At 70.0% G+C, this 11,727-nt stretch carries 11 protein-coding genes; 5 read left to right on the forward strand and 6 right to left on the reverse strand.

Going from position 1 to position 11,727, the window contains the following annotated elements; translation table 11 throughout:
• Positions 1 to 72: 72 nt before the first annotated feature.
• Both valS and RI211_RS10475 read left to right on the forward strand, forming a co-directional pair.
• Positions 73 to 2,667, forward strand: a complete 2,595-nt coding sequence (gene valS, locus RI211_RS10470; RefSeq protein ID WP_315637598.1) for a valine--tRNA ligase — start codon at positions 73 to 75, stop codon at positions 2,665 to 2,667.
• Positions 2,667 to 2,876 carry a hypothetical protein gene (locus RI211_RS10475; protein ID WP_292796368.1) on the forward strand — a complete coding sequence of 70 codons (210 nt, stop codon included), beginning with the start codon at positions 2,667 to 2,669 and terminating at the stop codon, positions 2,874 to 2,876. Before valS ends, RI211_RS10475 begins: the two co-directional genes overlap by 1 nt.
• A gap of 85 nt (positions 2,877 to 2,961) precedes the next feature.
• On the opposite strand, the gene RI211_RS10480 is transcribed toward RI211_RS10475, so the two are convergent.
• Genes RI211_RS10480 through tdh form a run of 4 tightly spaced genes read right to left on the reverse strand, consistent with a single transcriptional unit; the run spans position 2,962 to position 6,068 of the window.
• A complete protein-coding gene (locus RI211_RS10480; protein WP_187661727.1) occupies positions 2,962 to 3,180 on the reverse strand; it encodes a hypothetical protein in 219 nt (72 codons plus the stop codon).
• Positions 3,177 to 3,791: an ArsR/SmtB family transcription factor gene (locus tag RI211_RS10485; protein ID WP_315637597.1), complete on the reverse strand. Its 615-nt coding sequence runs from the start codon at positions 3,789 to 3,791 to the stop codon at positions 3,177 to 3,179. The genes RI211_RS10480 and RI211_RS10485 overlap by 4 nt, the downstream gene beginning before the upstream one ends.
• A gap of 55 nt (positions 3,792 to 3,846) precedes the next feature.
• Positions 3,847 to 5,025: a glycine C-acetyltransferase gene (locus tag RI211_RS10490; protein WP_292796601.1), complete on the reverse strand. Its 1,179-nt coding sequence runs from the start codon at positions 5,023 to 5,025 to the stop codon at positions 3,847 to 3,849.
• On the reverse strand, positions 5,025 to 6,068 hold the full coding sequence (tdh, locus tag RI211_RS10495) for an L-threonine 3-dehydrogenase (RefSeq protein ID WP_187661729.1): 1,044 nt from the start codon (positions 6,066 to 6,068) through the stop codon (positions 5,025 to 5,027). The genes RI211_RS10490 and tdh overlap by 1 nt, the downstream gene beginning before the upstream one ends.
• An 81-nt stretch (positions 6,069 to 6,149) precedes the next feature.
• On the opposite strand from tdh, the gene RI211_RS10500 reads away from it, so the two are divergent.
• Genes RI211_RS10500 through RI211_RS10510 form a run of 3 tightly spaced genes read left to right on the forward strand, consistent with a single transcriptional unit; the run spans position 6,150 to position 9,660 of the window.
• Positions 6,150 to 7,082 carry a LysR family transcriptional regulator gene (locus RI211_RS10500; protein ID WP_187661730.1) on the forward strand — a complete coding sequence of 311 codons (933 nt, stop codon included), beginning with the start codon at positions 6,150 to 6,152 and terminating at the stop codon, positions 7,080 to 7,082.
• Positions 7,083 to 7,091: 9 nt separating this feature from the next.
• Positions 7,092 to 9,143, forward strand: coding sequence for a M3 family metallopeptidase (locus RI211_RS10505; RefSeq protein ID WP_315637596.1), 2,052 nt, complete (start codon positions 7,092 to 7,094; stop codon positions 9,141 to 9,143).
• 19 nt (positions 9,144 to 9,162) lie between these two features.
• On the forward strand, positions 9,163 to 9,660 hold the full coding sequence (locus RI211_RS10510; protein WP_315637595.1) for a GyrI-like domain-containing protein: 498 nt from the start codon (positions 9,163 to 9,165) through the stop codon (positions 9,658 to 9,660).
• 65 nt (positions 9,661 to 9,725) lie between these two features.
• Here the strand turns inward: RI211_RS10510 and clpX are convergent, their stop codons facing one another.
• The gene (gene clpX, locus RI211_RS10515) at positions 9,726 to 10,994 is read right to left on the reverse strand and encodes an ATP-dependent Clp protease ATP-binding subunit ClpX (protein ID WP_187661733.1); all 1,269 of its coding nucleotides are present in this window, start codon (positions 10,992 to 10,994) and stop codon (positions 9,726 to 9,728) included.
• 117 nt (positions 10,995 to 11,111) lie between these two features.
• Complete coding sequence (locus RI211_RS10520; protein WP_315637594.1) at positions 11,112 to 11,636, reverse strand: hypothetical protein; 525 nt, start codon at positions 11,634 to 11,636, stop codon at positions 11,112 to 11,114.
• Positions 11,637 to 11,727 lie beyond the last annotated feature (91 nt).

Raw genomic sequence — 11,727 nt, forward strand, 5'->3', positions numbered from 1 at the left:
GTAGACTGGGCGGCACCACCCACACTCAGGCACGCTCACACAGTGCCGCATACATCGCTCGAGGAGACCTCCATGTCCGCCATTCCCGACAAGCCCGCACTCGAAGGTCTCGAAGCGAAGTGGGACGCCGCCTGGGCGGAGCAGGGTACGTACCTGTTCGACCGTCTGCGCGCCGCCGAGCTCGGCCGTGAGGGCGTCTACTCGATCGACACCCCGCCGCCCACTGCCTCCGGCAGCCTCCACATCGGTCACGTGTTCTCCTACACGCACACCGACGTCAAGGCGCGGTACGAGCGCATGCGCGGCAAGACCGTGTTCTACCCGATGGGCTGGGACGACAACGGCCTTCCCACCGAGCGCCGTGTGCAGAACTACTACGGTGTGCGCTGCGACCCGTCGCTCCCCTACGACGCCGACTTCACCCCGCCGTTCGAGGGCGGCGACAACAAGTCGAGCCGCGCCGCGGACCAGCAGCCGATCAGCCGCCGCAACTTCATCGAGCTGTGCGAGCGCCTCACGATCGAGGACGAGAAGCAGTTCGAGGCGCTGTTCCGTCAGCTCGGACTGAGCGTGGACTGGACGCAGACGTACCGCACCATCTCCGACGACACGATCCGGCAGAGCCAGCTCGCCTTCCTCCGCAACATCGAGCGCGGCGAGGCCTATCAGGCCCTGGCGCCGACGCTGTGGGACATCGACTTCCGCTCCGCGATCGCGCAGGCCGAACTCGAGGACCGCGACCAGCAGGCGGCGTACCACACGATCGAGTTCCCCTTCGCGGACGGTTCCGGCTCCATCGCGATCGACACCACGCGCCCGGAGCTCCTCCCCGCGTGCATCGCGATCGTGACCCACCCCGAGGGACCGCACAAGCACCTCATCGGCACGAAGGTCCGTACGCCCTACTTCGGCGCCGAGATCGAGGTCCACGGCCACCACCTCGCCCAGCCCGACAAGGGCACCGGCGCCGCCATGGTCTGCACCTTCGGCGACGTGACCGACATCATCTGGTGGCGCGAGCTGCGCACCACTGCCGGCGAGTCCCTGCCGAACATGACGACGATCGGTCTCGACGGCCGCTTCCTCCCCGAGGCCCCGTCGATCGTGGCCGACGCCGACGCCCGCGCCTGGTACGCGGAGAACGTGGCCGGCAAGACCGTCTTCAGCGCCCGCAAGGCGATCGTCGAGAAGCTGCAGGAGACCGGCGACATGACCGCCGTCGGCAAGCCCTTCCAGCACGCCGTGAAGTTCTTCGAGAAGGGTGACCGCCCGCTCGAGATCGTCTCGACCCGGCAGTGGTACATCCGCAACGGCGCCCGCGACGGCGAGCTGCGCGAGCAGCTCCTCGCGCACGGCACCGAGCTGGCGTGGCACCCCGACTTCATGCGGGTCCGCTACGAGAACTGGGTCGGCGGCCTCACCGGCGACTGGCTCGTGTCCCGGCAGCGCTTCTTCGGTGTGCCGATCCCGCTCTGGTACGCGCTGGACGAGAACGGCGAGCGCGACTACGACCGCGTGCTCACCCCGGACGCGGCCGCGCTGCCCATCGACCCGACCACGGACGTCCCCGCGGGCTACACCGAGGCCCAGCGCGGCGTGCCGGGCGGGTTCGACGCCGAGGCCGACATCCTCGACACCTGGGCGACATCCTCCCTGACCCCGCAGCTCGCGGGCGGCTGGCAGCGCGACGAGGAGCTGTGGCAGCTCACCGCGCCGTTCGACCTGCGCCCGCAGGGACAGGACATCATCCGCACCTGGCTCTTCTCGACCATGCTGCGCTCCACGCTCGAAGACGGCCGCGCCCCGTGGAAGAACGCCGCCATCTCCGGCTTCATCGTCGACCCCGACCGCAAGAAGATGTCGAAGTCGAAGGGCAACGTGGTCACCCCTGCCGACGTGCTCGACGCCCACGGCTCGGACGCGGTGCGGTACTGGGCGGCTTCCAGCCGCCTCGGCATGGACGCGGCCTTCGACCCGCAGAACCCGACCCAGGTGAAGATCGGTCGGCGTCTGGCGATCAAGGTGCTCAACGCCGCGAAGTTCGTGCTGTCGTTCCCGGTGCCCGAGGGCGCGCAGGTGACCCACGCGCTCGACGCCTCGATGCTCACGGCGCTCGATGGCGTGGTGGCGGAGGCGACCGCGGCCTTCGACCGGTATGACGCCGCCAGAGCGCTGGAGCTGACCGAGGCGTTCTTCTGGACGTTCTGCGACGACTACCTGGAGCTCGTGAAGGAGCGCGCCTACAACCAGAACGACGTGGGCCAGGCCTCGGCCGCCCTCGCGCTGCGTCTGGCGCTGTCCACGCTGCTCCGCCTGCTCGCCCCGGTGCTCTCCTTCGCCACGGAGGAGGCCTGGTCGTGGTTCGAGGAGGGCTCCGTGCACACGGCTGCGTGGCCCGAGAAGCTCGGCATCGAGGGCGATGCGGCCGTGCTGGCCGTCGCCAGCGAGGCGCTCATCGGCATCCGGCGTGCGAAGACCGAGGCGAAGGCGTCGCAGAAGACCCCGGTCTCCCGTGCCGCCATCGCCGCTCCCGCCGCGAAGGTCGAGGCCTTGCGCGCCGCGGCGGATGACCTCCGCGCTGTCGGCCGCATCGCCGAGCTCGAGATCTCCGAGGCGGAGGAGTTCGCGGTCACCGCGATCGAGCTCGCCCCGGTCGAGGCTTCCTGATGCAGCTCGGCACGCGCTGGGCCACGGGGGCGCAGCCCCCCGCGTCCGTCCCCGAGGCGCTGCGCCCCGCGATCGCCGAGGTCGAGTCCCAGGGCCTCACCGGCCACTGGACCCTCACCTGGCTCGAGGGCCGCGCGATCGCGGAGCTCGACGCCGGCTGGGAGGTCCTCCAGACCTCCTCCGGCGAGGTCATCGCCCGCCCCTTCTGATCGCCGAGACCCCGCTTCATCGTCGAGACCCCCTCCTTTCCACGTGGAGAGGAGGGGGTCTCGACGCGTATCCGGGGTCTCGGCGTCAGCGGCGCGGGGCTCCGAGCTGCGCGAGGAGATGGTCGACGGCGTGCGGGTCATGCCGGCGGGCCTGCTGTTCGCGGAGGAGGTCGAGGGCGAGGACCCGCCGCTGTGCGCGACGCTCGATCCGGTGCTCGATCATGGCGGTGACCCGGTCGGCGAGGTGCAGCAGGCCGCGCTCCGTCCGCGTGGGACTGACGAGGTGCAGGGTGGCGGCGGTCATGATGCGTCCGTCGTCTCGGCCGTGGCGGCGCCGCCAGGCCTGGGGAGGTCGAAGATCTCGGCACGGAGGGAGACACGGCGCACGTCCGGGCCCTCCTGACCGCGGTACTGCGCGATCGCCTTCTCCACGACGGCCTCCAACTCCGCCCGGAGGGCCATCGCCTGCGCGGCCGTCATGTCGAGGTGCGTGGTGATGGTCAGACCCACGTCACGCCACCCCTCGGGGATGTCGGCATCCGAGCGGTTGAGGTACTGCATCAGCGTCTCGTGCCGGAGCCGGAAGAACTCCGATGTCACGATCTGGGCCGCGGCACGGTTGGCCGGCGACATCTGCTCGTCCGGTCCCGGCACGTCGATGCGGCCCTTCGGGCGCTCCCACCACCGCTCCCGCGCCGTGCCACGACCTTCCACTTCACGGATGAGATCGTGGGCGGCGAGGGCGCGGAGGTGGTAGCTGGTGGATCCCGAGGTCTCCCCGACGAGGGCCGCGAGAGAGCTGGCCGTCTGAGGACCACGAGAGGCGAGCAGATCGAAGATCTTGACCCGCAGCGGATGCGCCAGCGCCTTGAGCGCTCCCGCATCCAGCGTCCGTACCTGCGTCTCGTTCGTCATGCATGCAAAGGTACGCTTGCAAACAAATCTTTGCAAGCTTTTCTTTGCAACGCGGTCAGCTCACCGCATCCCGCGCCGCGACGAAGGCCGTCACACAGCGCTCGACCTGCTCGGCGGAGTGCGCGGCGGAGAGCTGCACCCGGATGCGCGCCTTCCCCCGCGGCACCACCGGGAAGCTGAACGCCGTCACGTAGACGCCCTGGTCCTGCATCGCCGCGGCGATCCGGGCTGTGAGCGCGGCATCACCGAACATGACCGGCACGATCGGGTGCTCTCCGGGAAGCAGATCGAAGCCTTCCTCCGCCATCCGGGTGCGGAACAGGGCTGCGTTGTCCCGCAGCCGCGCCCGCAGGTCCGCCGATCCCTCGACGAGGTCGAGTGCGGTCAGGGTACCGGCCACGATGGCCGGAGCGAGGGTGTTCGAGAACAGGTACGGACGGGAACGCTGACGCAGCAGCGCGACGATCTCCGCGTGGGAGGCGACGTACCCCCCGGAGGCGCCGCCCAACGCCTTGCCGAAGGTGCCGGTGTAGATGTCGACACGATCTGCGACGCCGCACAGCTCCGGCGTCCCCCGCCCGTTCTCCCCGACGAAGCCGACCGCGTGCGAGTCGTCCACGAAGACGAGGGCGTCGTACCGCTCGGCGAGGTCGCAGATCTCAGCGAGCGGGGCGATGTAGCCGTCCATCGAGAAGACGCCGTCGGTCACGATCACGCGGAACCGGGCATCGGCGGCCGCCCGCAACTGCTCCTCCAGATCCGCCATGTCGCGGTTGCGGTACCGGAGTCGGCGCGCCTTCGAGAGGCGGATGCCGTCGATGATGGACGCGTGGTTCAACTCGTCCGAGATGATCGCGTCCTCCGCGGAGAACAGCGTCTCGAAGACACCGCCGTTGGCGTCGAAGCAGGACGAGTAGAGGATCGCGTCGTCGGTGCCGAGGAAGTCCGCCAGCCGACGCTCGAGTTCGAGGTGCTGCTCCTGCGTTCCGCAGATGAAGCGCACGCTCGCGAGCCCGTACCCCCACTCGTCCAGGGCCGTCCGGGCCGCAGCGAGGATGCGGGGGTCGTCGGCGAGCCCGAGGTAGTTGTTCGCGCAGAAGTTGAGCACCTCGGCGCCGTCGGCCGTGATCTCCGCCCGCTGCGGACCGCGGATGCCGCGCTCATGCTTGGTGAGCCCGGCCTCCTCGATCCCCGCCAGCTCCCGCGCCACATGGTCCTTGAAGGTCGCGTACATCACAGCTCCGTCCAGTCGAGGATGATCTTGCCCGTGCCGGCGGACTCCGCCGCCGCGAATCCGCGCTCCCAGTCGCGCGCCGGCACGACCTCGGCGATCACGCGGCCGATGGCCGCCCGCAGTGTCGCACTCGTCTGCAGCATCGCCCCCATGGCGTTCCAGGTCTCGAACATCTCGCGACCATAGATGCCGGTGATGGTGAGCATATGCGTGACGAGCTTGCCCCAGTCGATGTCGAACCCCGTCGACGGCAGCCCGAGCATGGCGATCCGTCCGCCGTGGTTCATGTTGTCGATCATCGCCGGGAGCGCCGATGCCGCGCCGCTCATCTCGAAGCCGATGTCGAACCCCTCGCGCATGCCGAGCGCCCGCTGCGCGTCGCGGATCTCCTGGCGGGAGACGTCGACGACGTCGTCTGCTCCCATCCCTCGTGCCATCTCCAGGCGCGGGCCGCTCACGTCGGTCCCCACGATGAAGCGGGCACCGGCATGCCGGGCGACGGCGATCGCCATCAGGCCGATCGGGCCGCATCCGGTGACGAGCACGTCCTCGCCGACCAGAGGGAAGCGGAGGGCGGTGTGCACGGCGTTGCCGAGCGGGTCGAAGATCGCGCCGAGCTCCGGAGCCACCTCGGCGTGGTGGACCCACACGTTGGTCGCCGGCAGCGAGAGGTATTCGGCGAAGGCACCGTCGCGCTGCAGACCGAGCCCGATGGTGCGGATGCACATCTGCCGGCGTCCGGCACGACAGTTCCGGCAGGTGCCGCAGACGATGTGTCCTTCGCCGGAGACCCGGTCGCCGACGGCGATGTCATGGACGAGCGATCCGACCTCGACGACCTCGCCGTAGAACTCATGTCCCGGGATGAGGGGCGCGGAGATCGCGGAGGCCGCCCAGTCGTCCCATCGCCGGATGTGCAGATCGGTCCCGCAGATGCCGGTGCGGAGGACGCGGATGACGACCTCGCCGGGGCCGGCGGTGGGATCGGGGCGCTCCACGAGCGCGAGGCCGGCGCCGGGTTCCTCCTTGAACAGAGCCTTCATGCTCCGATCTCATCGCATACGTCCCTGTAGAACAATCGGCAGCTTCTGCATCGTCTCTATAGCCAGGTCTAAACTATATACGTGGAACTCCATCAGCTCCAGATCCTCCGCGAACTCGGAGCCTTAGGCAGCGTGACGGCTGTCGCCGACACGCTCCGGGTCACCCCGTCCGCCGTCTCGCAGCAGCTCGCCGCGCTGCAGCGCTCCTTCCCCGCCCCGCTCACCCGTCGCCAGGGCCGCACGCTCGTGCTGACCTCTGCCGGCGAGGTCCTCGCGGCGGCCGGCGCCGAGGCCATCGATGCCATGGCCGCAGCGCGGCACGCGCTGGACGACTTCGAGGGCGCGGCGACCGGAGAGGTGAGCATCAGCGGGTTCCACAGCGTCGGTCAGGCGCTCTTCGGCCCGCTCGTGCGGGAGCTCTCCGGGAAGGAGCACGCGCCGACGGTACGCCTGACGGACGAAGACGTCGCGCAGAGCGAGTTCCCCGGGCTCACCGCGCGGTACGACCTCGTCCTCGCGCATCGGATGGAGCACTCCGCGCCGTGGCCGACCGCAGGCATCCGCGCTGTCGGTCTCGTCCGCGAGCCCCTGGACGTCGCGGTCGCCGCCGCACATCCTCTCGCCGGTCGCCGCACCCTCTCGCCGGACGAGGTCGCCGACGAGCACTGGGTGACGAGCCGCGTGGGGTACTCCCCCGACGACGTGCTCCGTGCCGTCGCCGCCGTCGCCCGCCGCCCGGTCGAGGTCCGCCACCGCATCAACGACTACGGCGCGGTGTCGGCGGTTGTCGCGGCCGGCGGCGTCCTGGGAATGCTCCCCCGGTTCACCTCGCGCAGCGTCGACGATCGCGACATCGTACGCATCCCCCTGCGCGGCGTGAGCACGCACCGCATGATCGACGTCCTCGCGCGCCCGGAGAACCTGCGCCGCCGCTCGGTCCGTGTCGTCGTCGACGCCCTGCGAGAGGTGATGACCCGTCTGAGCACGGAACGTTCCGGGGATGGCGGTGGCTAGGCTCGGAGGATGAGCGACGCCACGAATCCGCTGCTGCAGCCGTCGACCCTTCCCTTCGGGCTCCCGGACTATCAGGCCATCCGCCCGGAGCACTACCTTCCCGCCTTCCGAGCCGGTTTCGCGGAGCAGCTCGCGGAGGTCGCGAACATCACCCGCGTGCGGTCGATGCCGACGTTCGAGAACACGCTCGAGGCGCTGGAGCGGTCGGGCGATCTCCTCGATCGGGTGGCGCACGCCTTCTACACGGTGAGCTCTGCCGACGCCACGCCGGAGATCCAGGCGATCGATGAAGAGCTCGCTCCGCTCATGGCCGCCCATGAGGACGCGATCACGCTGGATGCGGCGCTCTACGCCCGCGTGGCCCACGTGTACGACCAGCGTGAGGCGCTCGGCCTCGATTCCGAGCAGCGGTATCTCGTGGAGCGCTACCACCGCGAGATGACGCATGCCGGCGCCGGGCTCGACGACGACGCGAAGGCGCAGCTCACGGGTCTGAACCAGAAGCTGTCCGTGCTCACGAACACGTTCGAGCGGAACCTGCTGAGCGATACGAACGACCTCGCCGTGGTCTTCGACTCCGCCGCCGAGCTGGAGGGCCTGAGTGCGGGCGAGCTCTCGTCCGCGGCGCGCGCCGCGGCCGACCGTGGGCTCGACGGCCGCTACCTCCTCACCCTGCCGCTGTTCACCGGCCATCCGGCCCTCGCCCGGCTCGCGGTGCGGGAATCCCGTCGCCGGATCATGGCGGCGTCGCGCGCGCGGGGCTCGCGCGACAACGGCAACGACAACCGCCCGGTGCTGCGCGAGATCGTGCGCCTCCGCGCCGAGCGCGCGCGCCTCCTCGGGTATCCGTCGCATGCCGCGTACATCACCGCCGACGAGACGGCGGGCTCCCCTGAGGCCGTCGAGCGGATGCTGCGCCGGCTGGCTGCGCCGTCCGCCCGGAACGCCCGCGCCGAACGGGACGCGCTCCAGGCGATCGTCGACGAGACCGAGCCGGAGCCCTTCCCCGTGGAGGCCCACGACTGGGCGTTCTACACCGAGCGCGTGCGCACTGCCCGCTACGACATCGACACCGCCGCCCTGCGTCCCTGGTTCGAGGCGGAGCGCGTGCTGCAGGACGGCGTGTTCTTCGCGGCGACCCGCCTGTACGGGGTGACGTTCCACGAGCGGCACGACCTCGCGGCCTATCACCCGCAGGCCCGCGTGTTCGAGGTGCGCAACGCCGACGATTCTCCCCTGGGCCTCTACGTGCTCGATCTCTACACCCGCGACTCCAAGCGCGGCGGGGCATGGATGAACGCGATCGTCAGCCAGTCCCGGCTGCGCGGCAGCGCCCCGGTCGTGGTGAACAACCTCAACGTCCCGCAGCCCGGGGACCGCGAGCCCACGCTGCTGACGCTCGACGAGGTGACGACGCTGTTCCACGAGTTCGGGCACGCCCTGCACGGCCTCTTCGCCACGGTGACGTATCCGCACTTCGCCGGGACCAACGTGTTCCGCGACTTCGTCGAGTTCCCCAGTCAGGTGAACGAGATGTGGATCCTCTGGCCGGAGGTCCTGGACCACTACGCCCGGCACCACGAGACCGGCGAGCCGCTGGATCCCGCCATCGTGCAGCGGCTGCGGGCGACGGCGACGTTCGATCAAGGGCACGCGACCAGCGAGTACCTCGCCGCAGCGTGGCTGGATCAGGCGTGGCACCGGCTCTCCACCGAGGACGCGGTGGAGGATGTCGCCGCGTTCGAGGCCGCAGCGCTGGCCGACATCGGGCTGGATGACCCCGCCGTGCCGACCCGGTATTCCTCCACGTACTTCGCGCACGTCTTCTCCGGCGGTTACAGCGCGGGGTACTACTCGTACATCTGGAGCGAGGTGCTCGACGCCGACACCGTCGAGTGGTTCCGAGAGAACGGCGGGCTCACCAGGGCCAATGGGGACCGTTTCCGCGACCGGCTGCTCGGGGTCGGCGGCTCGAAGGACCCGCTGGCCGCCTACCGCGACTTCCGCGGGCGGGACGCCGACATCGAGCCGCTCCTGAAACGCCGTGGACTGGATTCCTGAGTCGTGAGACCCTGAGCGCATGGACGCATTCCCCGACGCTCCCTTCGGCCCGGCGGACAGCCTGGAGCTGGACGCCGTTCCCCTCGCCGTCATCCGGCACAAGGGTATCCGCCTCGCCGACCTCCGTGACGCTTTCGACACCGGCTACGGGGCGATCGCCGCGGCCTTCGCCGCCGGCAGGCTGATCCCCACCGGCCCGGCGCTCGCGATCTATCACGGCGACCCGATGGGCGTGTTCGATCTGGAGCTCGGCTTCCCGGTGCAGGCCGCACCGTCCGACCCGATCGCCACCGGCGACGGAACCGCCATCGTGGCGTCGGCCCTGCCGACCGGGCAGGCCGTCGCGACCACCGTCTTCGGCTCCTACGACGGTCTCGGCACCGGATGGGCCGGGCTGGTCGCACGCGCGGCGGAGGCCGGGCTGCACCCACGCGGCCTCTGGATCGAGGTGTACGTCTCGGACCCCGGCATCGATCCGGACGAGCTCCGCACGGACCTGCTCATGCCGGTGGCGTGAGCAGGCACGCCTGCGATCTGCTCACCGCGTCCGCGGGGGGTGTCTGACCCGCCGGGGCCCGGCGCTCAGGCGCTCTTGCGCTTGCGCTCCATCACGATGGTGGGCGGGGCACCCTCGTCGACGGCGGCGCGGGTGATGATCACCTTCGCGACGTCCTCCGCAGACGGGATCTCGAACATCACCGGACCGAGCACGTCCTCCAGGATGGCACGGAGACCACGGGCACCCGTCTTGCGCTCGACCGCCAGATCCGCGATCGACCGCAGCGCGTCCTCCTCGAACTCCAGCTGGACGCCGTCGAGCTCGAACATGCGCTGATACTGCTTCACGAGCGCGTTGCGCGGCCCCGTGAGGATGTCGATGAGGGCGGCCTGGTCGAGCGGCGACACGTTGGTGACGACGGGCAGGCGACCGATGAACTCCGGGATGAGCCCGAACTTGTGGAGGTCTTCCGGGAGCACCTCGCTGAAGAGATCGAGGTCCTTGCCCTTGTCGTGCAGCGGAGCGCCGAAGCCGACGCCGTGCTTGCCGACGCGCGCCGAGACGATGTCCTCCAGCCCGGCGAAGGCACCGGCCACGATGAAGAGCACGTTCGAGGTGTCGATCTGCAGGAACTCCTGGTGCGGGTGCTTGCGACCGCCCTGCGGCGGCACCGAGGCGACCGTGCCCTCGATGATCTTCAGCAGCGCCTGCTGCACACCCTCGCCCGACACATCGCGGGTGATCGACGGGTTCTCGGCCTTGCGGGCGATCTTGTCGACCTCGTCGATGTAGATGATGCCCTGCTCGGCGCGCTTCACGTCATAGTCCGCGGCCTGGATGAGCTTGAGGAGGATGTTCTCGACGTCTTCGCCGACGTAGCCGGCCTCCGTCAGCGCGGTCGCGTCGGCGACGGCGAACGGCACGTTGAGCCGCTTGGCGAGCGTCTGCGCCAGATAGGTCTTACCGCAGCCCGTCGGGCCGATGAGCAGGATGTTGCTCTTCGCGATCTCGATCTCTTCGGCCTTCTGCTCGGCCGGCTGCAGCGTGCCGTGGGCGCGGACGCGCTTGTAGTGGTTGTAGACGGCGACGGAGAGGGCGCGCTTCGCGGGCTCCTGTCCGACGACGTACTCCTCGAGGAACGTGAAGATCTCGCGGGGCTTCGGAAGCTCGAACTCGGCGACGCCCTCAGCGGACGACTCCGCCATGCGCTCTTCGATGATCTCGTTGCAGAGCTCGACGCACTCGTCGCAGATGTACACGCCGGGTCCGGCGATGAGCTGCTGCACCTGCTTCTGGCTCTTTCCGCAGAACGAGCACTTGAACAGGTCAGCGCTTTCACCGATGCGGGCCATGCGCGTCCTCCTCGGGGGGATCAGGATCGTTCTTCGAGCCTAACCGCTGCATACGACACCGGGCCGCATTGGCGACGAGTCGTTCGGCGGGTCCGGCGGATGACGGTGTCTCCGCCGTCATTCCGCGGGGAGGCAGCCGCCGTCCATGATGTATCCCCCGACCTCGATGTGCACCTCGTCCGGACGCACCTCCCCGAAGACGCAGCCGCCCTCGGGACCGTCGGCACCGAACGCCACCGCGCGCGCATCTCCCCGGGCGACGTGATGGACGAGGCCGACCTCGCGCAAGGCGTCCTCGACGGAGGTCACAGAGATCGTGCTCTCCGCGCGCAGTGCTTCGAGACGCACGCGGAGGTCCGCCACCGGCTGCTCGGCGGCCGCCCGCGCCTCGGCCGACGTCTCCATCCGCTCACGATGCCGGTCGTTCTGTTCCATCGCGTGTTCCGGGTCGTACGGCGCACACTCCGGCGGAAGCTCGGCGCCGTCCACCTGCGCGCAGGCGACGGTCGGGGTCACGGTCGGCGTCGGCTCTCCGGCGGTGACGTCGGCCGGCGCCGCTGCGCAACCGCCGAGAAGCAGGATCGCCGCCAGCACGAGCGTCACTCGCCCGGGGCGGGCGCGGACGCCGGAGGTCGCCATCATGCCGCCATGAAACCACAGCACCGGCGTCACGCGCACGCCGCTCGAACGACGAGGGCCCCGCCGCGCGGTACGCGACAGGGCCTTCGGTCCT

It is taken from the genome of Microbacterium meiriae, assembly GCF_032364335.1.
GTDB lineage: Bacteria > Actinomycetota > Actinomycetes > Actinomycetales > Microbacteriaceae > Microbacterium > Microbacterium meiriae.

Bases quoted from the DNA above. Each gene is read 5' to 3' on its own strand.
- valS (WP_315637598.1), top strand. From the start codon at position 73: ATGTCCGCCATTCCCGACAAGCCCGCACTCGAAGGTCTCGAAGCGAAG.
- RI211_RS10475 (WP_292796368.1), top strand. From the start codon at position 2,667: ATGCAGCTCGGCACGCGCTGGGCCACGGGGGCGCAGCCCCCCGCGTCC.
- RI211_RS10480 (WP_187661727.1), bottom strand. From the start codon at position 3,180: ATGACCGCCGCCACCCTGCACCTCGTCAGTCCCACGCGGACGGAGCGC.
- RI211_RS10485 (WP_315637597.1), bottom strand. From the start codon at position 3,791: ATGACGAACGAGACGCAGGTACGGACGCTGGATGCGGGAGCGCTCAAG.
- RI211_RS10490 (WP_292796601.1), bottom strand. From the start codon at position 5,025: ATGTACGCGACCTTCAAGGACCATGTGGCGCGGGAGCTGGCGGGGATC.
- tdh (WP_187661729.1), bottom strand. From the start codon at position 6,068: ATGAAGGCTCTGTTCAAGGAGGAACCCGGCGCCGGCCTCGCGCTCGTG.
- RI211_RS10505 (WP_315637596.1), top strand. From the start codon at position 7,092: ATGAGCGACGCCACGAATCCGCTGCTGCAGCCGTCGACCCTTCCCTTC.
- RI211_RS10510 (WP_315637595.1), top strand. From the start codon at position 9,163: ATGGACGCATTCCCCGACGCTCCCTTCGGCCCGGCGGACAGCCTGGAG.
- clpX (WP_187661733.1), bottom strand. From the start codon at position 10,994: ATGGCCCGCATCGGTGAAAGCGCTGACCTGTTCAAGTGCTCGTTCTGC.
- RI211_RS10520 (WP_315637594.1), bottom strand. From the start codon at position 11,636: ATGATGGCGACCTCCGGCGTCCGCGCCCGCCCCGGGCGAGTGACGCTC.